This is a genomic window from Herbihabitans rhizosphaerae (genome assembly GCF_004216555.1).
Taxonomy (GTDB): Bacteria; Actinomycetota; Actinomycetes; order Mycobacteriales; family Pseudonocardiaceae; genus Herbihabitans; species Herbihabitans rhizosphaerae.
Map to the genome: position 1 here is coordinate 57429 of NZ_SGWQ01000007.1, position 19405 is coordinate 76833.

17 protein-coding genes are annotated in these 19405 nt (G+C 68.4%); 5 read left to right on the top strand and 12 right to left on the bottom strand.

The features are described from left to right. Positions 1-21: 21 nt before the first annotated feature. From EV193_RS20770 to EV193_RS20780, 3 genes are read right to left on the bottom strand one after another with little or no spacing between them, the layout of a single operon-like run. A complete protein-coding gene (locus EV193_RS20770) occupies positions 22-936 on the bottom strand; it encodes a helix-turn-helix domain-containing protein (protein ID WP_242613539.1) in 915 nt (304 codons plus the stop codon). Continuing rightward, positions 866-1402: a DUF6879 family protein gene (locus EV193_RS20775; RefSeq protein ID WP_130345872.1), complete on the bottom strand. Its 537-nt coding sequence runs from the start codon at positions 1400-1402 to the stop codon at positions 866-868. The genes EV193_RS20770 and EV193_RS20775 overlap by 71 nt, the downstream gene beginning before the upstream one ends. Further along, entirely contained in the window at positions 1399-1632 is a 234-nt protein-coding gene (locus EV193_RS20780) for a hypothetical protein (protein ID WP_130345873.1), read from the bottom strand. Before EV193_RS20780 ends, EV193_RS20775 begins: the two co-directional genes overlap by 4 nt. A gap of 112 nt (positions 1633-1744) precedes the next feature. Between EV193_RS20780 and EV193_RS20785 the strand changes: the two genes are divergently transcribed. Further along, positions 1745-3265, top strand: a complete 1521-nt coding sequence (locus EV193_RS20785) for a PucR family transcriptional regulator (protein WP_130345874.1) — start codon at positions 1745-1747, stop codon at positions 3263-3265. Here EV193_RS20785 and alc read toward each other — a convergent pair. From alc to EV193_RS34180, 6 genes are read right to left on the bottom strand one after another with little or no spacing between them, the layout of a single operon-like run. Further along, complete coding sequence (gene alc / locus EV193_RS20790) at positions 3239-4240, bottom strand: allantoicase (protein ID WP_130345875.1); 1002 nt, start codon at positions 4238-4240, stop codon at positions 3239-3241. The genes EV193_RS20785 and alc overlap by 27 nt on opposite strands. Next, positions 4237-5571, bottom strand: coding sequence for an allantoinase AllB (allB, locus tag EV193_RS20795; RefSeq protein WP_130345876.1), 1335 nt, complete (start codon positions 5569-5571; stop codon positions 4237-4239). Before allB ends, alc begins: the two co-directional genes overlap by 4 nt. Next, positions 5568-6677: a glycerate kinase gene (locus EV193_RS20800; RefSeq protein ID WP_130345877.1), complete on the bottom strand. Its 1110-nt coding sequence runs from the start codon at positions 6675-6677 to the stop codon at positions 5568-5570. The genes allB and EV193_RS20800 overlap by 4 nt, the downstream gene beginning before the upstream one ends. A 14-nt stretch (positions 6678-6691) precedes the next feature. Beyond that, positions 6692-8464 carry a glyoxylate carboligase gene (gcl, locus tag EV193_RS20805; RefSeq protein ID WP_130345878.1) on the bottom strand — a complete coding sequence of 591 codons (1773 nt, stop codon included), beginning with the start codon at positions 8462-8464 and terminating at the stop codon, positions 6692-6694. After that, on the bottom strand, positions 8461-9345 hold the full coding sequence (locus tag EV193_RS34175) for a 2-hydroxy-3-oxopropionate reductase (protein ID WP_242613541.1): 885 nt from the start codon (positions 9343-9345) through the stop codon (positions 8461-8463). The genes gcl and EV193_RS34175 overlap by 4 nt, the downstream gene beginning before the upstream one ends. Continuing rightward, complete coding sequence (locus EV193_RS34180; protein WP_242613542.1) at positions 9342-10151, bottom strand: hydroxypyruvate isomerase family protein; 810 nt, start codon at positions 10149-10151, stop codon at positions 9342-9344. Before EV193_RS34180 ends, EV193_RS34175 begins: the two co-directional genes overlap by 4 nt. A 173-nt stretch (positions 10152-10324) precedes the next feature. Between EV193_RS34180 and EV193_RS20815 the strand changes: the two genes are divergently transcribed. Continuing rightward, positions 10325-11701 carry an OFA family MFS transporter gene (locus EV193_RS20815; protein WP_130345879.1) on the top strand — a complete coding sequence of 459 codons (1377 nt, stop codon included), beginning with the start codon at positions 10325-10327 and terminating at the stop codon, positions 11699-11701. Further along, positions 11698-11826 (top strand): MFS transporter small subunit, encoded by a 129-nt coding sequence (locus tag EV193_RS34460; RefSeq protein WP_278044201.1) that lies wholly within the window; start codon positions 11698-11700, stop codon positions 11824-11826. Before EV193_RS20815 ends, EV193_RS34460 begins: the two co-directional genes overlap by 4 nt. On the opposite strand, the gene EV193_RS20820 is transcribed toward EV193_RS34460, so the two are convergent. Both EV193_RS20820 and aceB read right to left on the bottom strand, forming a co-directional pair. Then, entirely contained in the window at positions 11823-13043 is a 1221-nt protein-coding gene (locus EV193_RS20820) for a DUF6986 family protein (RefSeq protein ID WP_130345880.1), read from the bottom strand. The two genes, EV193_RS34460 and EV193_RS20820, sit on opposite strands and share 4 nt — an antisense overlap. Before the next feature lie 2 nt (positions 13044-13045). After that, on the bottom strand, positions 13046-14635 hold the full coding sequence (gene aceB, locus EV193_RS20825) for a malate synthase A (RefSeq protein WP_423202201.1): 1590 nt from the start codon (positions 14633-14635) through the stop codon (positions 13046-13048). Positions 14636-14720: 85 nt separating this feature from the next. Between aceB and EV193_RS20830 the strand changes: the two genes are divergently transcribed. Continuing rightward, entirely contained in the window at positions 14721-15476 is a 756-nt protein-coding gene (locus EV193_RS20830; protein WP_130345882.1) for an IclR family transcriptional regulator, read from the top strand. A gap of 407 nt (positions 15477-15883) precedes the next feature. Further along, positions 15884-19072 carry a LamG-like jellyroll fold domain-containing protein gene (locus EV193_RS20835; protein WP_130345883.1) on the top strand — a complete coding sequence of 1063 codons (3189 nt, stop codon included), beginning with the start codon at positions 15884-15886 and terminating at the stop codon, positions 19070-19072. A 178-nt stretch (positions 19073-19250) separates the two neighbouring features. Here EV193_RS20835 and EV193_RS34465 read toward each other — a convergent pair whose 3' ends face one another. Next, positions 19251-19382, bottom strand: a complete 132-nt coding sequence (locus EV193_RS34465) for a hypothetical protein (RefSeq protein ID WP_278044202.1) — start codon at positions 19380-19382, stop codon at positions 19251-19253. Between the last annotated feature and the right edge of the window lie 23 nt (positions 19383-19405).

Sequence of the window (19405 nt, forward strand, 5' to 3'; positions counted from 1 at the left end):
GTGCCGTGAAGCAACGGCAGGCTAAGACTCGGGCAGTTGGGCGGACACGTGGTCAACGGCCTTCGTGATGAGAGAACGCGCCTCGCGGCCGTAGCTGGCGATGGCGGCCAGTTCCTCGAAGATGCTCCCGTACAGTTCGATCTCTTGTGGCTGGGCAAGGTTGAGCCCGGCCGAGAAGGTTTCCACGATCACCTTATGGTCGTCGTAGATCCAGAAGCCGTGCCACGGAGACGCTGTGTAGTACGTGTCGAATGCGATAATTCCGAGCTTGACGTTGGGCAGTGCCGCGAGTGAAACGAGACGATCGAGCTGCCCGAGCATGACAGCGGGTTGACACATACGGAAGTAGAGCGCGGCCTCGGTGATGACGAAGTGGAAGCGCTTTTCTGGACGGTAAAACATGTCCTGACGCTTCATGCGCCCCTCTACTGCCGTGTTGATGTCGTTCGGGAGCTTGAGGAGCCGGATCCCCTCTGCGTAGCGGGCGCGGGCGTATTCGGCGGTCTGGAGGAGGCCGGGAATTACAGTTGCCTCGAATACGCGAAAGAACCTGGTCTTCTGGTCGAGTTCGGCGAGTTCGTTCTGACGTGGACGGAAGCCGGTACGGAACAGTCGCTGCCACTCGGCGTGCCGGGCTTCCAAAGTGTGGAGCGATGCGAGCAGGTTGTCCGTCTGGTCCTCGCTGCCCGTTGCCCGCGTCCATGCGCGTATGTCGTCGTCGCTGGGGGTTTGCTTGCCGTTCTCGATCTTGGAGACTTTCGACGGCTGCCATGACAACGACTCCGCGAGCTGGCGGCCGGTCATCTTGACCTGCTGGCGCAGCTCGCGGAGTCGCGTGCCGAGTGCAACGCGCGCTTCATGAACGTTAGTAGCGCTGGACACTTTGTTCTGCGGCAAAATCTTCCCGTCGTACTGCGTGATGTAGAGCGGAATCACGCCAGTAGTTGTGCTTGACTATCTCGTGTGGGTCTTCCATGATCTCGCCGCCCAGCCAGGTGGATTGCTCATCGAAGTTGAGCTTTACCAGCTTGGACGAGTCAAACAGCCAGTAGTCGTGGTTGGGCAAATCCGCAGCCTGGTCGCGTGGAAGGTAGTAGATGTCCTCGCCTGCCTGGCATGTGAATTTCGAACCCCACAGGCTGAACCGGCTGTAGTCGGTGAGCGGCAGTGTCACCACTCGCACGCGGAAGAAGCGCCGGCCCGCCAGTGTGGCCTCCTTGACCATGGAGAGCCACGACTGCATCCACTCGAGGTCATCAGGTTCGCCAGCGAGGAACTTGCGGAACGAATCTTCCTCGTAGGAGACCCCGTACTCATCCCGTACCTCAAGCCGAAAGGCCGTGTGCTGGAAGTCGTGGAAGAGCTGTCGGAACTCTGGGCCAGGCTTGATGAGCTGTGTCAGGGCCCTTCTCCCTCCTGGTAGCGGCGGGCATAGAACTTCAGCACCTCTTCTGGAATCTCGATCAGGGTCTCATGATCCGGCACCGGACCAACATCGGCCAGAACCCGCGGATCCGTGACCTTCCATCCCTGGGCGATATAGGTCACCCGATCCGTCCTGTCCGTGGCGAACAGGGTCGGGGAGCCGTCCACATTTGATTCCGGGTCTTTGCCAAGGAACCTCGCGTGCATGCGTTACCTCCGGAGTTGCGAGAACATTGCTCCTGATTGCTCCTCCAGCGTGGCGAAGCGTGGCGGGTCCGTCAACGGCCCGGCTGGTGATTCACCCGATTAGCATGAGCGGATGCGGGTCCGCGATCTGGTCGACAAGCCCGATCTGGGGCTGACCGTGCTGGCCGGCGACGAGTCGCTGGAGCGCCCGATTCGCTGGGTCTACACGACCGACCTGCTCGACCCCGGCCGGTACCTCAGCGGTGGAGAACTGGTGCTCACCGGCCTGGTCTGGCGTCGCGGGCCGGAGGACTCGGAGAAGTTCGTGCGCGCCGTCGCCGGTGCGGACATCGCCGCGCTCGGGGCCGGTGACGCGGCCTTCGGCGAGATTCCGGCGGACCTGGTCGACGCCTGCCGCCGGCACGGCGTGACGCTGATCGAGGTGCCGATCGACGTGTCGTTCGCGACGGTCACCGAGGACGTCACCCGGCGGCTGGCCGAGGAGAGCGGCACGGGTATCGACGGCGTGCTGAGTCGGCGCCGGCGGCTGCTCAACGCGATCGCCGAGGGCGCCGGGTCGGCCGGGTTGGTGCGGGTCTGGTCACAGGACAACGAGATCCCCGCAGCGGTGCTGTCCACCTCCGGCCGGATCGTCGCGTCCACAATGGACATATCTGAGTCCGATGTGGACAGTCTGGTGCACGCTTTCCTTACCGCGGAACGGGTTCCGGCCGCCACGAAGCTCCCCGACGAGCGGTGGGCGAGCGTGTTCCCGGTCGGCTCACGCGAGCTGGCGAGCTGGTTCCTCGCCTGCGACGGCGAGCACGAGAAGTGGCCGCGCGAGGCGCGGGAGTCGGTGATGGAGCTGGCCAGTCTCGCCGGCCTGGAGCGCGCGCGGATCGAGGGCGGGCTGCGCGCGCGGCACAGGTTCGGCGAGCAGATCACCGCGCTGATCACGTCCGGCGTGCGCGATCCGGCCGAGCTGGCCGCCCGGCTGCGCGCGGCCGAACTGGACGCGGACGCGATGTTCGTCGCCGTGGTGGTGACCGGCGAGGGCGTGACCGGGCAGCCGTTCCTGGAGGAGGTGCTCGCCGCGCGGTTCCCCGAGCTACTGGTGGCCACGCTGAGCGCGGAGACGATCGGGCTGATCCCGGTCGGCGAGGGAGCCGATGTCGCCGAGCTGGTGCGCCGGGCGGCCGACCGGCTGGAGCCCGCGATGGGCCGGCGCCGGCTGGCGATCGGCGTCAGCGGCCCGGTGCGGGGGTCGGCCGCGCTGCGGGGCGCGGTCGACGAGGCGCGGCACGTGTGCCGGTTGGCCGAGCTGCGGCACACCCGCGTGGCGGTGGCGACCGCGGACGAGGTCGACTCGCACGTCATGCTGATCGCGTCGGTCCCGGACGAACTGCGGCAGACCTTCCGGAACCGGGTGCTCGGCCCGGTGCTGCGCTACGACGAGGAACACGACTCGCGACTGGTGGACACGCTCGAGGCGTTCCTGGACAGCTCCGGCTCGTGGCAGCGCTGTGCCGAGCGGCTGCACGTGCACGTCAACACGCTGCGATACCGGATGCGGCGGGTCGAGGAGCTGACCGGCCGCTCACTGTCCACTTTGGAGGATCGAGTGGATCTATTTCTGGCGCTGCGGATCCGTTGAGTCGACGAAGCGCTGGACCATCTCGTACAGCCCCTCGGAGGTGAACGAGCCGATGACCCGCAGGCGCCCGAAACCGCCGTCGGGATAGGTGTCCACCCGGATGGTGCGCACCGGGTCGTCCACCTCCTCGATCCGGAACCGGTGCGGGGTGTCGGGTTGCAGGCGGGTGCGGGGGAGAATCTCGATTCCGTCGTCGCCGGTCAGCGTGCACCAGCCCGGCGCGTTGCCGACGAAATGCGTGGTGTCGATCTCGACCTGGCGCACGATCCCTTGCGCGGCAAGGCGAATCTCGACCCACTCGTTGTCCGGACCGCGATTGCGGGCCGTCTCCCAGCCGTCGCCCATGTTCTTGGGATTGCCCGGCAGCAACAGGTTTCCCGGCACGCCGAAGAACTCGTTGGAGCAACCGGTGACCACCGCGCCGTTCTCCATCGCGGCCAGGTCCACCGACACCTCGGCGAAATGGTCCGGGTGGGGCACCGCCTCGCCGTGCACGCGCAGCCGGGCGACGCCGCCGTCGGGGAAGATGTTCAGCCGGATGTGAGTGAAGCGCCGCGGCGAGTCGACGGTGAACGGAGTGCGGGTGTCGCCCGTGAGCGGGGACTTCGGCACCAGCTCGATCCAGTCCGCGTCGGCCAGTTCCTCCGGACTTGGATACCCGTGCATCGTCGCGCCCTCGATGGAGCAGTGCTCCGGGTAGTTGCCGACGAAGAACGCGGTGTCCACGACGATCCCGCGAACGATGCCGGGCACGCCGAGCCGGACGATCGCCCAGTCGTGGCCGGGTTCGCGGCGGCGGCGGGTCTCCCAGCCGTCGTAGATCTGCCCCTTGTGGCCGAACGTGTGCGGCTGGAAGACGGGAGCCTCGGGCCGGATCAGGTTCTCCCGCTCGGCGAACAACTCGTCGTTGGCGGCGACCACGCCACCGCCGACCGAGCGGACGGCCAGATCGGGCAGGTCGGTGAAGTCGGTCATGCCTCTCCTCGTGAGATCAGTTTTCCGCGTGGGGTGTCGGCGATCCGCGTGCCGCGCAGCCAGGTTTCGCGCACCACCCCGGTCAGCGCGCGCCCCGCGTACGGGGTGACCGGGTTGCGGTGACGCAGGGCCGCCGGGTCGACGGTGAACTCCGCATCCGGTGCGAACACACAGAAGTCGGCGTCGGCGCCGACCTCGATCCTGCCCTTGCCGCGCAGGCCGGCCAGGTTCGCGGGCCGCTCCGCCATCCAGCGCACGACGTCGGCCAGCGTGTGGCCGCGCTCGCGCGCGCCGGTCCAGATGGCGGGTAGGCCGAGCTGCAGCGAGGAGATTCCGCCCCAGGCAACGGAGAAATCACCCACGTCGAGTCGCTTCAGCTCGGGTGTGCAGGGGGAGTGGTCGGACACCACGCAGTCGATCAGCCCGTCGGTCAGCCCCTGCCACAGTAGTTCCCGGTTGCCCTCCTCGCGGATCGGCGGGCAGCACTTGTACTGCGTCGCGCCGTCCGCGATCTCCTCGGCGGTGAAGGTCAGATAGTGCGGGCAGGTCTCCACGGTGAGCCGCACGCCGTCGCGCCGGGCGTCGGCGATCATCGGCAGCGCGTCCGAACTGGACAGGTGCAGGATGTGCGCCCGGCAGCCGGTCAGCCGGGCCAGCTCGATCACCTGCTTGATCGCCAGGTTCTCCGCCTCGCGTGGGCGCGAACCCAGGAAGTCGGTGTAGGACACGCTGCTCGACGCCGGCGCGTGGTCGATCGTCGCGGCGTCCTCGGCGTGCACGATCATCAGGCCGTCGAACGAGGCCAGCTCGCGCATCGCCGATTCCAGCTCCTCGGCGCTCAGGTGCGGGAACTCGTCCACACCCGAGTGCAGCAGGAAGCACTTGAACCCGAACACGCCGGCGTCGTGCAGCGGACGCAGCGACTCGACGTTGCCCGGGACCGCGCCGCCCCAGAACCCGGTATCCACCCATACCTGTCCATCGGCCGCTGCGCGTTTCACCTCGAGTGCGGCGACGTCCACGGTCGGGGGAATGCTGTTCAGCGGCATGTCCACGAGTGTTGTGACACCGCCTGCCGCGGCCGCTCGGGTGGCGGTCGCGAAGCCCTCCCACTCGGTCCGGCCTGGCTCGTTGACGTGCACATGTGTGTCGACAAGGCCCGGCAGCAGCACCTCGTCCTCGCCCAGCTCCACGACCTGGTTCGCGTGCCCGCCGGTCACGTAGTCCTCGATCGTGGCGATCCGCCCGTCCCGGACGCCGACCCAGCAGGCGCGCTCGCCCTCGGGGGTGATCGCGCGTTTTGTCCGGAATGCCAGGTCGAAGTGGGTCATGGAGAAACCTCCAAATGCTTGGCGAGGCGTTCGGCGGCGAGTCGTTCGAGCAGCGGACCCGCTTCCGTCATGCAGCGCCGGACATCGGGCTCGATATCGGTCAGCGCGTACATGGCTGCGAAGAGATCCACGTGGGCCACTTCAATACGTCCGGCGACGGCCACCACCGGCACCCCGGCCGCCGCCTCGGCAACCCCGGCGGGCGCTTTGCCGCGCAGGGTCTGCTCGTCCAGCGATCCTTCGCCGGTGACCACGAGCCGCGCGCCTGCCAGGTGCTTGCCGAACTCCAGCACGTCCAGCAGATAGCCGATCCCCGGACGCACCCGCGCGCGCAACACGGTCAGCGCGGCGAACCCGACACCGCCCGCCGCGCCGGCTCCTGGCAGGTTCGCGCCGTCCACAGTGGACACTCGATGCACCGCCGTGGCCCACCGGGCGAGCGCGTTGTCCAGCAGGCGCACCTGGGTCGGGGTGGCGCCCTTCTGTGGCCCGTACACCGCCGCAGCACCGTTCGCGCCGAGCAGCGGGTTGTCCACGTCCGACGCGACCACGATCTCCGTGGTCCGGACGCCCGGGTGCAGCCCGTCCAGCTCGACTCTGTCCACTGTGGACAGTGCGGCGCCGCCCGGTGGCAGGTCTCGGCCCTCGGCGTCGAGCAGACGCGCGCCGAGCGCCTGGACCATCCCGGCGCCGCCGTCGGTGCACGCCGATCCGCCGAGCCCGAGTACGACGGTGCGCACGCCCGCGTCCAGCGCCGCGCGCACCACCTCACCCGTTCCGTACGACGTCGCGTGCAGCGGATCGAGCACCGCGCCGGGCAGCCGCCGCAGCCCGGACACGTCGGCCAGCTCCACCACGGCGACCCCGTCCCGCACGGCGTACCCGGTGTCCACCGGCTCCCCGGTCGGCCCGGTCGCGCGGACCGGAACGTGCCGGAAACCGTTGGCCACCACCGCGTCCAGCGTGCCGTCACCGCCGTCGGCGACCGGCACCTCCCGCACGTCGAGCCCGGGCACGGCCGAGCGCAGGCCGGCGGCCAGGTGCGTGGCGACCTCGGCCGCGGTCAGCGAGCCCTTGAACTTGTCCGGCGCGAGAACGACATGCATACCGAGATCCTTGCTCAACTTCGTTCGAGCGCAAGGACGGCGGTCGGCGCGTGCTCCGGACGGGTGGCCAGCTCCTCGAACTCGACCACGCTGTCGATCTCCGCCGCGCCCATCGAGATGTTGGTGACGCGCTCCAGGATGACCTCGACGATCACCGGCACCCGGAACTCGGCCATCAGCGAGCGGGCCTTCTCGAACGCGGGCAGCAGGTCGTCCGGGTCGAACACCCGGATCGCCTTGCAGCCCAGGCCTTCCGCGACCTTCACATGGTCGACGCCGTACCCGCCGAGCTCCGGCGAGTTGACGTTGTCGAAGGAGAGCTGCACGCAGTAGTCCATGTCGAACCCGCGCTGCGCCTGGCGGATCAGCCCGAGGTAGGCGTTGTTCACCACCACGTGCACGTACGGGATGTTGAACTGGGCGCCGACCGCCAGTTCCTCGATCATGAACTGGAAGTCGTAGTCGCCGGACAGCGCGACCACGTTCGCCTCCGGATCTGCGACGCACACACCGACGGCGGCCGGCGCGGTCCAGCCAAGCGGCCCGGCCTGTCCGCAGTTGATCCAGTGCCGCGGCTTGTACACGTGCAGGAACTGCGCGGCCGCGATCTGGGACAGCCCAATCGTTGTTACGTAACGCGTGTTCGGGCCGAACGCCCGATTCATTTCCTGGTACACCCGCTGCGGCTTGATCGGCGTGTCGTCGAAGTCGGTGCGCCGCTGCATGGTGCGCCGTCGCGCCCGGCAGGACTCGGCCCACTCGGCGCGGTCGGGCAGCGTGCGCTCGCGCGCCACTTCGACGAACAGCTCCAGCGCGGCACGAGCGTCGGACACGATGCCGTAGTCCGGCGCGAACACCCGGCCGATCTGCGTCGGCTCGATGTCCACGTGCACGAACGTGCGGCCACGCCGGTAGGTGTCCAGGCCGCCGGTGTGCCGGTTGGCCCACCGGTTTCCGATGCCCAGCACGAAGTCCGACTCCAGCAGCGTCGCGTTGCCGTAGCGGTGCGCGGTCTGCAGCCCGACCATGCCGGCCATCAGCGGATGGTCGTCGCCGATCGCGCCCCAGCCCATCAGCGTCGGCACCACCGGAATGCCGGTGAGTTCGGCGAACTCGACCAGCAGCTCGGCCGCGTCCGCGTTGATGATCCCGCCGCCGGCGACGATCAGCGGGCGCTCCGCCCGCGCCAACATGTCCAGCGCCTTCTCGATCTGCGCGCGGCTCGCCGTCGGCTTGTGCACCGGCAGCGGCTGATAGGTCTCCGGGTCGAACTCGATCTCGGTCTGCTGCACGTCCACCGGCAGGTCGATCAGCACCGGACCGGGCCGCCCGGAGCGCATCAGGTGGAACGCCTGCTGGAACGCGCCCGGCACCTGGGCCGGCTCCAGCACGGTCATCGCCATCTTGGTGACCGGTTCGGCGATCGAGGTGATGTCGACGGCCTGGAAGTCCTCCTTGTGCAGCCGGGCGACCGGCGCCTGGCCGGTGATGCACAGGATCGGGATCGAGTCGGCCGACGCCGAGTACAGCCCGGTGATCATGTCCGTGCCCGCCGGCCCGGACGTGCCGATGCACACGCCGATGTTGCCGGGCCTGGTTCGGGTGTAGCCCTCGGCCATGTGCGAGGCGCCCTCGACGTGGCGGGCCAGCACATGGTCGATTCCGCCACCCTCGCGCAGCGCGGCGTAGAACGGGTTGATCGCGGCGCCGGGCAGCCCGAAGGCGTGCGTGACGCCCTCGCGCTTGAGGATCTCGACGGCGGCGCGTGCGGCGGTCATTCGTGTCATGACTGCTCCCGGCCGGACAGTTCGGAGACGAGCTTGAGCAGCCCCGAGTGGTCGAGGCCGCCGTCGCCGCGCGCGACCAGCGACGCGACAAGTTGGGACACCACCGCGCCGAGCGGGATGGCCACTCCGGCCTCGCGTGCCGCCGCCTGCACGATGCCGAGATCCTTGTGGTGCAAGGAAAGCCGGAAGCCGGGGGTGAAGTCGCGCTTGAGCATGCCGGCCGCTTTCCGGTCCAGAATGGCGTTTCCGGCAAGCCCGCCGGCGAGGACCTTGATCGCCGCGTCCATGTCGACGCCGTGCGCCTCCAGGAACACGATCGCCTCGGCGACCAGCTCGATGGTTCCGGCGACGATGAGCTGGTTGGCGGCTTTGACGGTCTGCCCGGCGCCGTGCGGCCCGACGTGCACGATCGTCCGGCCGACCGCGTCCAGGATCGGCTTGGCCGTGTCGAAGTCGGCCGCCTCGCCACCGACCATGATCGACAATGTGCCGTCGATCGCGCCCTGCTCGCCGCCGCTGACCGGCGCGTCCAGCACGCGAACCCCTTGCGCCGCACCGGTTTCCGCCACTCGACGGCTGGTGTCCGGGCGGATCGAGCTGCAGTCGATCAGCAGCAGACCCGGCTTGGCGTTGGCCAGCACACCGTCGTCGCCGAGCACAGCGCGCTCGACATCGGGGGAGTCCGGCACCATCGTGATCACGACGTCCGCGTCCCTGGTGACCTCGGCGATGTCCGCCGCGCCACGCCCGCCGGCCGCGACGAGCGCGTCGATCGGCGGCTGAGTGAGATTCGTACCGACGACGTCGTAGCCGGCCTTGACCAGGTTGGCCGCCATCGGGCCGCCCATGATCCCGAGTCCGATGAACCCGATCGTGGTCATGTTCTTTTCCTCTCCTTCTGGCCCAGCCACGCGAAACTCTCGGCGCTGGTGGTGCTTGGCACGTATTCGAGGCCGACCCAGCCGCGGTAGCCGGCCTGCTCCAGCCGCGTCAGCGCGTCGTCGAGGTCGATCTCGCCGGTGCCCGGCTCGTGCCGGCCGGGCGCGTCGGCGATCTGCACGTGCGCGGTGCGGTCGGCGTACTCGGTGATGACCTTGTCCAGGTCGTCGCCGTTGTTGGTCAGGTGGAACAGGTCGGCCAGGAACCGCACGTTGGGCGCGCCGACCCGGTCGATCACCGCGAACGCGTCGGCGGCGGTGCGCAGCGGGTAGTGCTGCGGGCCACTGACCGACTCGATCAACACGGTGCCGCCGATCCGGCCGACGGTTTCGGCGGCGTGCGCCAGGTTCGCCGTGGCCAGGTCGTCCTGGACGGCCGGATCGGTGCCGGAGACCCGATTGCCGTAGAGGGCGTTGAACGCCCGGCATCCGGTTCGCACGCCGATCTCGGTCACCAGCGCCACGTTGTCCCGGAACTCCTGCTCGCGACCGGGCCAGGACACCAGCCCCCGGTCGCCGCCGGGCATGTCGCCCGCGAAGAAATTCAGCCCGACCAACTGAACCTCCGCGTCGCCCAACGCCGAGACGAACGCGTCCACCTCGCTGTCGGCCGGAACGGCCTCGGCGAACGGCCACCAGAACTCGACCGCGTCGAACCCGGCGGCCTTCGCGGCGGCCGGCCGCTCCAGCAGCGGCAACTCGGTGAACAGGATCGAGCAGTTCACCTCGTACCGAAGAGTGTGACCCATGCTGACCTCGTGAATTTCGTATCGTGAAAACAAGATTCTGCTGTACGAAAAGTACGCTACGAGTTCGGACGTGACGGGTCAAGGTGCAGTCGTCGGATGATCGGTTGCGTGTACCCCGGACGGGGCCATAGGTTCACCCGAACGCGAGGTCACTTCGTTGACTGGAGGCGTCAATGGCAGCCGGGTTCCTGACGCGCGAACGCACCGTCGCACCACCCGGCTGGAGCCGCTGGCTCATCCCGCCCGCGGCCCTGTCGATCCATCTGTCCATCGGGCAGGCCTACGCGTGGAGCGTCTTCAAACCTCCGCTCGAGGCGGGTCTGGACCTCTCGGGTTTCCTGAGCGCGCTGCCCTTCACGCTGGGCATCATCATGCTGGGGCTCTCGGCCGCGCTGTTCGGTACGAGGGTCGACGCCAACGGCCCGCGCTGGGCGATGGTGGTGTCCTCGGCGTGCTTCGTCAGCGGCTTCCTGATCTCGGCACTCGGGCTGTACCTGGGGCAGTACTGGCTGGTCGTGCTCGGGTACGGGTTCGTCGGCGGCATCGGGCTGGGCATCGGCTACATCTCGCCGGTGTCGACGCTGATCAAGTGGTTCCCCGACCGGCCGGGCTTGTCCACCGGCATCGCGATCATGGGCTTCGGCGGTGGCGCGCTGATCGCGTCGCCACTGACCCAGCAACTGCTCGGCACCTTCGGCGCCACCGGAGCGAATCCGGACGTCGGCGGCGTCGGGAACACGTTCCTGGTGCTGGGGTTGATCTACGCGGTGTTCATGTCGGTGGGGTGGCTGCTGATCAGGGTGCCGCCGGAGGGCTGGGCGCCCGCCGGGTGGGACCCCGCGGCCGCGCGAAAGCGCCCGTTGATCAGCTTGGCGAACGTCTCGGCGCGGAACGCCATCAAGACGCCGCAGTTCTGGTTTCTCTGGGTGGTGCTGTGCTTCAACGTGACGGCGGGCATCGGCATCCTCGAGAAGGCGGCCCCGATCTATCGGGACTTCTTCCCCGGCGGCACCACGGCGGCGCTCGCGGCCGCGGCGGCCGGGTTCGTCGCCATCCTGTCGCTGGCCAACGCGATCGGGCGCATCCTGTGGTCGTCCACGTCGGACTTCCTCGGCCGCAAGAACATGTACCGGATCTACCTCGGTGTCGGCGCGCTGCTGTACCTGGCGCTCACCCTCACGACGAACACCAACAAGGTCGTCTTCCTGGTCTGCTGTTTGCTGATCCTTTCCTTCTACGGCGCGGGTTTCGCGACGGTGCCGGCCTACCTGCGCGACCTGTTCGGGACGTATCAGGTGGGCGCGATCCACGGCCGCCTGCTCACGGCGTGGTCGGTCGCGGGCGTGCTCGGGCCGCTCATCGTGAACGCGATCGCCGACGCGCGGATCGCCGCCGGCGTGCAGGGCCCGGGCCGGTACACCACGGCGTTCATGATCATGATCGGGCTGCTGGTCATCGGGTTCGTGTGCAACGAGCTGATCCGACCGGTGGACGAAAAGTTCCACGAGCCGGCTGTCGAGGCCGCGGCACGGACGGAGGCGGCGGCATGAGTACGGAGAGTTGGGGGCCGGTGCAATGGATCGGCGCCGTGCTGTTGTGGCTGTGGGTGCTCGTGCCGTTCGGGTACGGGCTTTACCAGTTGCTGACGCGGATCCCGGCCCTGTTCGGGAGTTAGCTTCGGCGGGCGAGCGCGTCGAGGGCTGGCCGATCGAGGCCGGTGAGTTGGTGCACCTCGGCGTCCTCGACGGCCCCGCAGTTCAGGCCACGAGTGACGAAGGAGGCGAGCGCCTGCGCGGTGGCGGGCTCGTCGAGTACCCCACTCGCCGTGCGTGCGACATAGGCCCGCAGGCGCGCGGCAGCCGACGGCAGGCCTTCGCGGAAGAACGCGTAGGTGGCCGCGTATCGGGTCGGCAGTTGGGTCGGATGCAGGTCCCAGCCCTGGTAGAAGCCGCGTTCCAGAGACCTTCGGACCAGCCGGGCGTGCAGGTGCCACGCGGCATGGACGGCTTTCCGATCGCCGACCGGAAGGATGTTGGTGGAGCCGTCGGACAGCCGCACGCCCGTACCCGCGGCGGCCAGTTGCATCACGGCCTTGGCGTGGTCGGCAGCGGGGTGCTCCATGCTCTGGTACGCGGCGGAGATGCCGAGCGCCGCGCTGTAGTCGTAGGTCCCGTAGTGCAACCCGGTGCACCGGCCGGCGGCCGCGTCGATCATCCGGGCCACCGCGGCCGTGCCGTCCGGGCCGAGGATCGACTGCGGTGTCTCGATCTGGATCTCGAACAGCAACTCACCAGGTCGAAGCCCGATACCGGCCTCGAGGCGCTCGCAGACGAGGGCCATCGCGGCGACCTGTTCCACCGCGGTGACCTTGGGCAGCGTGACGACGAAGCCGCGAGGGAGCGGCCCGGCGTCGGTCAGGGTCCGCAGGAACAGTTCCAGCGTCCGCACGCCGCGCCGCCGGGTCGCGGCTTCCAGGCTCTTGAACCGGATGCCGACGAACGGCGGCCGCACGTCGGCCCCGGCCAATGCGACGGCGGCCGCGCGGACCGCCGCGTCCTCCTCCTCGTCAGGGTGCACGCCGTAGCCGTCCTCGAAATCGATCCGCAGATCCTCGATCGGCTCGCGCGCGAGCTTGGCCACAACCCGTTGGTACACCTGACGTTCGCCCACACCGGTCGCGGCGGCGAACGCGGTCGCGTCGGGTGCGTGTTCGGTGAGTGTGGCCTCGGCCGCCGCGCCCCACTCCCGGCACAGATCCGAGTGGAACCGGTCGGCCGGGACGTACACCGTGTGCACCGGCTGCCGGGTGCCGGCGTCGCCCGGGTACCGCCGGAGCAGTGCGGCGTCGACCGCGGCGAGCCGGGAATCCAGTTCTGCCAACAGATCGTCCATGATCAGTCGATCAGCTCGTAGGCGGGCACGGTCAGGAAATCGACGAAGTCGTCGGACAGTGCCACCCGTTCGAACAGCGCCCGCGCCTCGCCGAAACGACTGGCCTCGAAGGGTTCCGCGCCGAGTGTGTCGCGGATGGTGGCCAGTTCCTCGTTCACGACGCGGCGCACCAGTTCGGGTGTCACCCGTTCGCCGGTGTCGGTGAGCGTGACGTCGTTGTGCAGCCACTGCCAGATCTGCGAGCGGGCGATCTCCGCGGTGGCGGCGTCCTCCATCAGGTTGAAGATCGCCACCGCGCCGTTGCCGCGCAGCCACGCCTCGATGTAGCGCAGGCCGACGGCCACATTCCCGTGCAGACCGGCGGCGGTGGGCTTGCCGGGAGTGGCGGCGACGTCGAGGAGTTCGTCGGCGGTCACCGACACCTCATCGCGCGTCCGCCCGCGCTGGTTGGGCGCGTTGCCGAGCACGCCGTCGAACACCTCGCGGCACACCGGGACGAGGTCCGGATGCGCCACCCACGACCCGTCGAACCCGTCGCCGGCCTCGCGTTCCTTGTCCGCGCGGACCTTCGCCAGCGCCACCTCGGTCAGCTCCGGATCGCGCCGGGACGGGATGAACGCGGACATGCCGCCCATCGCGAACGCGCCGCGGCGGTGACAGGTGCGCACCAGAAGTTCGGTGTAGGCGCGCATGAACGGCGAGGTCATGCCGACGCCGTTGCGGTCCGGCAGCACGAAGTTCGGGCCCTGGTCGCGGAAGTACTTGATCACGCTGAACAGGTAGTCCCAGCGGCCGGCGTTCAGGCCCGCGGCGTGATCGCGCAGCTCGTAGAGGATCTCGTCCATCTCGAACGCCGCCGGGATCGTCTCGATCAACACGGTCGCGCGCACGCTGCCGTGCGGGATGTCGAGCGCCTGCTGGGCGTGGGTGAACACGTCGTTCCACAGCCGGGCCTCGAGGTGGCTTTCCATCTTCGGCAGGTAGAAGTACGGCCCGCTGCCGCGTGCCAGGAGTTCGCGCGCGTTGTGGAAGAAGTACAGGCCGAAGTCGACCAGCGCGGCCACCGCCGGGCGATCGCCGACGACGAGGTGGCGTTCGTCGAGGTGCCAGCCGCGCGGGCGCATCACGATCGTGGCGAGCCGGGTGTCGTCGCGCAGGCGGTACTCGGAGCCGTCCGGCCCGGTGAACTCCAGTCGGCGGCGGATCGCGTCGGCCAGATTGACCTGGCCGGAGATCACGTTGGCCCAGTGCGGCGTGTTCGCGTCCTCCAGGTCGGCGAGCCAGACCCGGGCGCCGGAGTTCAGCGCGTTGATCGCCATCTTGCGCTCGGTCGGGCCGGTGATCTCCACACGGCGGTCGAGCAGGTCCTCCGGCGTGTCCGCGACGGACCAGTCGCCGTCGCGGATTTCCCTTGTGGCGTCGAGGAAATCGAGCCGTCCGGTGCGCGCCACCTCTGCCCGCCGCTCGGCGCGGCCGGCGATCAACTCGTCCCGGCGAGCGCCGAACCGGCGCTGTAGATCGGCGACGAAGTCGAGTGCCTCGGAGGTCAGGATTTCGGCACCGCGCTCGACGGGGGCGCCGGTGAGCTGAATGTCGGTCACATCAAGTCCTCGGTTCTCGGCTAGTTCCGTATCTCGGATGCTAGCTTTCGCAATACGGAATCCCTAGACTTTTCGCATGGCGGAAGGAAAAGCCTCGTCCGGTGGCGTGCAGTCCCTCGAGCGCGCGTTCGAGCTGCTCGAACACATGGCCGACGCCGGCCGGGAGATGACCCTCAGCGAACTGGCGGCGCTGTCCGGGCTGCCGGTGCCGACGATCCACCGGCTGGTGCGCACGCTGGTCAACCACGGCTACGTCCGCCAAGAACTGTCCCGCAAGTACGCGCTCGGCCCACGCTTGATCCGCCTCGGCGAGGCGGCGAGCAGGCTCGTCGGCAGCTGGGCCCGCCCGCACCTCGCGCGGCTCGTGGACGAGATCGGCGAGACGGCCAACATGGCGATGCTGGACGGCGACGAGATCGTCTATGTCGCGCAGATCCCCTCCAAGCACTCGATGCGCATGTTCACCGAGGTCGGCAGGCGCGTATTGCCGCACTCCACCGCCGTGGGCAAGGTGCTGCTCGCGCAGCTGCCCGAGCGGCAGGTGACAGAGTTGTTGCGCCGCACCGGAATGCCGGCCCACACCGAGCACACCATCACCAAGCCCGCCGTGCTCGTCGAGCAACTCGCGAGCATCCGCGACCAGGGCTACGCGGTGGACGATGGGGAGCAGGAACTCGGCGTGCGCTGCATCGCCGTTCCCGTGCCCGGTGCGCCGACCATGACCGCCATCTCCATCTCCGGCCCGGCCGCCCGGGTGAGCGAGGACCGTTTCACCGAAGTGGTCCCCGCACTCAAGAACATCGCCACGGAACTGTCCACAGCCCTGACCTGAACGGCCGCTCTTGTCGTTGGATTCGCGTTCGACGTTACGGGTTGGTGTTGATTAGGTGCCCGTGATTTTCGTGACGTCAGAGAATTGCTGACCAGTAGTCCGTCGTCCACTTTCAGTGGTTGTTGATTCACCCATTCGGAGTCTGGTGGCCGGGTTGGACGTGGTGGATTGTTGCCTAGTCGTTTCGGGTCGCGCGGCGTCGGGGGACGTGCGCTGACCTTCTGGGGTTCTCTGTGGTTCGTTCGTTGGTGTCGCGTGCTGTTCTGATTTCATTCCTGGTTGTCGCCGTCGTGTTGGGCTCCTTTGTGGTGTCCACGGGCTCGGCCGGCGGGGGGATTTCGGTCGGACCGGCCGCTGTGTCAGAAGAGACGGCAGCGGTCGCGCGAGCACGGAATACCGGCCAGCCGGTGCGGTTGGAAAGCCGTACCTCGGAGACGGAAGAGGTGCTGGCCCATCCGGACGGATCGCTGAGTTGGTCGCAGAGTCTGCGGCCGGTGCGCGTTCGCCAAGGCGATTCCTGGCGTGGTGTCGATCTGACGTTGGCGCGTCGCGCGGACGGTGTGGTCGCTCCGGTGGCCGCTCCGGTTGATCTGCGCCTGTCGGGTGGCGGGACGTCGAGTCCGCTGGTGGTCCTGGGGCGCGATGGCCGTGAGATCGGTCTGGGCTGGGCGGGTGCGCTGCCGGAACCGGTGCTGTCGGGGCCGACCGCGACATATCCGAACGTGCTGCCGGATGTGGATCTCGTCGTGACGGTTGACGTCACCGGGTTTTCGCAGGTGCTGGTGGTGAAGTCGAGGGAGGCGGCCAAGAATCCGGCGATCAGATCGCTGGTGTTCCCGGTAACGACCCGCAACAGCACGCTGGGTACCGAACCTGGCGAGGGGCGCGGTCAGCTGCGGAACATGCCCACCACCACACGGGCGGCGGGAGAGCCGGACGGTCTGGTGGTGCGCGACGCCGAGGGCAGGACAGTGTTCTCCGGTGACGCGACCCGCATGTGGGACTCGACCGGTCCGGAGGGTGGCCGGGCAGCGGGTCCATCAGATGCGAACCGCGAGGCGGTGATGGGTCTCGCGGTGTCCGAGCGATCGGTGACGGTGACCCCGGACGCGGCACTGCTGGATTCCCCGGGCACCACCTATCCCGTGTACGTCGACCCGGAATTCTGGCACGGTGGGAAGAACCATCACGTTGTCGTCCAGGACGGTCAGCAGGCCGGCACCCTGAATTACGACCGCACGTCGTTCCCGCTGAACGACCTGAAATCCGGCTACCACCTGGAGAACGGCGCGTTCCGATCGCGTGCGTTCGTGGAGATGAACACGGACTTCGTCCGCGGCCGGAAGATTCACGGCGCGGTGTTGCGGGCGAATGTGATTCATTCGAACTCGTGCGCGGGCGCGATTCCGACTGTGGTGGGTCTGACGTCGCCGATCGATCCACACATCTCGTGGAATCGGCAGCCGGTGTGGCAGTACGACATGGGCTCGAGCAATGTGACGAACAACCAGTCCTACTGTCCGAGCAACGGGTGGGCGGAGTTCGACGCAACTCGTGCGGCGGCGGACAGCGCTCAACAAGGTTGGACGAACGTGACGCTGGGTCTGCGTGGTGACGAAGGTCGGGTCGATGGGTGGCGTCGGTTCGGCTTCGACCTGGTGCTGGTGATCCGGTACAACTCCTACCCTCATCAGCCGTCGCAGCTTTTAACCCGGGTGGATTCACTGAATGTCGGCTGCGTGACGGGCGCGGCGCGTCCGTATTCGTCGGATGCTCGCCCGCGTTTGTCAGCGTTTTTCGGCGATGACGACGGGAGTCTGCTCAACGCCAAGTTCGAGTGGACGGAGTTGTCGACGGGCGCCACGGGGCACACAGGCGCCGGGGAGTTCCCACCGCGGACGGTGAGGGATGTCGAGGTGCCAGCCGGTGCGATGCGGGATGGCGGGATCTACTCGTGGCGGGTGCAGGCCGGAGATGGGGAGCTGTTGTCGCCGTGGTCGGGCACCTGTGAGGTCGCGATCGACACGACCAAGCCGGGGTTGCCGTCGGTGACGCCCGTTCAGGTGCCGCAGTACGAAGGCCTTCCGGCCACGCTTACCTTGGGCGCCAACGGAACCCCCGATGTGGTGCGCTACGTGTACACCACCGACGCGGTGGACCCGACGCCGATCGGCTCACCCTCGGTGAACGCCAACGGTTTGGGTGGCGACGCCACTATCCGCGTGACCGCGCAGCAGGGGGAGACCACGGTGCGGGTGCGCAGCGTGGACCGAGCGAACAACCCGGGTGAGATCTTCGAGTTCAAGTTCAAGGCGCGTGACAAGGCGTCGGTGGTGAGCGAGTGGCGGCTGGACCGTGCGCTCGACGACGCGGCCGCACAACGGCGACCGCTGTCGTACGCCGGTACGGGTGCCGCCGCGTGGACGCCGGGGTACGTGGGCGACGCGCTGGCCATGAATCCGGCGACACGGGATCACGCGGTGACGGCGCAGCCGGCGGTGGACACGGGCCAGAGCTTCGCGGTGTCGGCGTGGGTGAAGCTGTCCCGTGGGGATGGTTGGTACACGGTTGCCTCGCAAGAGGGCAGTCGAGTCGGGTCGTTCTTCCTGCAGTATCGCCCGGACACGGGTAGGTGGACCTTCCGCGCACCACTGTCTGATGTGGACGGTGCGGACAGCGATGCGGTGCCGTCGACCGGGCCGGCGCTGTTGAATACCTGGACGCACCTGGCCGGCGTGTACGACGAACCCGCGAAGAAGCTGCGGCTGTACGTGAACGGCGTGCTGCAGGGCGAAACACCGCACACCGGGTGGAACGCCGGGGGACCGTTCCTGCTCGGTGCCGCGAAGTGGTCGGGCGCACGCGTGGACTTCTTCCCCGGCGCGATCGACAACGTGCAGGTGTGGAATCGGGTGGTGTTCGCCAGTGAGGCGGCGGCGATGAACAACATCGCGGTGCCACGCGCGGCGTATGCGTTGAACGAGGGCACCGGTACCACGGCGAAGGACAGCGTGACCGGCGGCTCGGCGACCCTGCGCGGAGATGTCGGGTGGTCGACATCGGACTACCGCACGGCGAAGCTGTCCGGGCATCCGTCGGGGTGGATCAGCGGCCCGCGCCCGGACATCCGTGCGGGCCAGTCGTACACGGTGTCGGCGTGGGTGCGTGCCAACGCGTTGGACGCCTCGGCCCGCACCGCCGTGAGTTTCGGTGATCCGAAGTTCTCGCCGTTCCTGCTCGGCTACCACCCAGGCCAGCAGCGGTGGGAACTGTTCTCGGTCAACGCCGCCGGAACGGCGAGCTGGTCGGCGGTCAGCATCGCGACCGCGGCACCGAATACGTGGGTTCACCTCACCGGTGTCTACGACGCCGTGGCGCGTGAAATACGGCTGTATGTCAACGGACAGCTATCGAATAAGCAGACCGGTGTCGAACCGTGGGGTGGTGGCGCCGACGGATTGTCGATCGGCGCCGGGCAATGGAACAGCCAGCCGACCGGGCGCTGGAACGGGCTGCTCGATGACGTCCGGGTCTACGCCGGCGTGGTGGACGAGCCGGCGATCAGAGATTTCGCCGACCCGACCCTTCGGAGCTGACCGTGAACTTCCTTGATGTCGATCGTGGTGACGCGATGAACAGGCGGTTGGGAATGCGTTCTCGAATCCTCAGACGCGCGACTGTGCTGGCGGTCAGCCTGTGCGTGGCGGCCGGCACGGTCACCGCGATGGCCGCGCCCCCGACGGATCGTCTGGCGGGCGACAAACTTCCGGACACTCAGCAGGAGAAGTCGATCCCCGGTGGACCGATCGCCGGCAAACCGCTGCCGCCGAACAAGGCCGACGCGGCCGCGATCCGCGAGGTCGCGACACCACAATGGCCGTCCGGCACCGGGGACGCCCTGCTCACCGCGCAACCCGCTGGCCGCGCCA

Excerpts from the sequence above, each read along its gene's own strand:
- EV193_RS20785 (WP_130345874.1), top strand. The coding sequence starts at position 1,745 with ATGCGGGTCCGCGATCTGGTCGACAAGCCCGATCTGGGGCTGACCGTG.
- gcl (WP_130345878.1), bottom strand. The coding sequence starts at position 8,464 with ATGACACGAATGACCGCCGCACGCGCCGCCGTCGAGATCCTCAAGCGC.
- EV193_RS20780 (WP_130345873.1), bottom strand. The coding sequence starts at position 1,632 with ATGCACGCGAGGTTCCTTGGCAAAGACCCGGAATCAAATGTGGACGGC.
- alc (WP_130345875.1), bottom strand. The coding sequence starts at position 4,240 with ATGACCGACTTCACCGACCTGCCCGATCTGGCCGTCCGCTCGGTCGGC.
- allB (WP_130345876.1), bottom strand. The coding sequence starts at position 5,571 with ATGACCCACTTCGACCTGGCATTCCGGACAAAACGCGCGATCACCCCC.
- EV193_RS20830 (WP_130345882.1), top strand. The coding sequence starts at position 14,721 with ATGGCGGAAGGAAAAGCCTCGTCCGGTGGCGTGCAGTCCCTCGAGCGC.
- EV193_RS20815 (WP_130345879.1), top strand. The coding sequence starts at position 10,325 with ATGGCAGCCGGGTTCCTGACGCGCGAACGCACCGTCGCACCACCCGGC.
- EV193_RS34175 (WP_242613541.1), bottom strand. The coding sequence starts at position 9,345 with ATGACCACGATCGGGTTCATCGGACTCGGGATCATGGGCGGCCCGATG.
- EV193_RS20820 (WP_130345880.1), bottom strand. The coding sequence starts at position 13,043 with ATGGACGATCTGTTGGCAGAACTGGATTCCCGGCTCGCCGCGGTCGAC.
- EV193_RS34460 (WP_278044201.1), top strand. The coding sequence starts at position 11,698 with ATGAGTACGGAGAGTTGGGGGCCGGTGCAATGGATCGGCGCCGTGCTG.
- EV193_RS20800 (WP_130345877.1), bottom strand. The coding sequence starts at position 6,677 with ATGCATGTCGTTCTCGCGCCGGACAAGTTCAAGGGCTCGCTGACCGCG.
- EV193_RS34180 (WP_242613542.1), bottom strand. The coding sequence starts at position 10,151 with ATGGGTCACACTCTTCGGTACGAGGTGAACTGCTCGATCCTGTTCACC.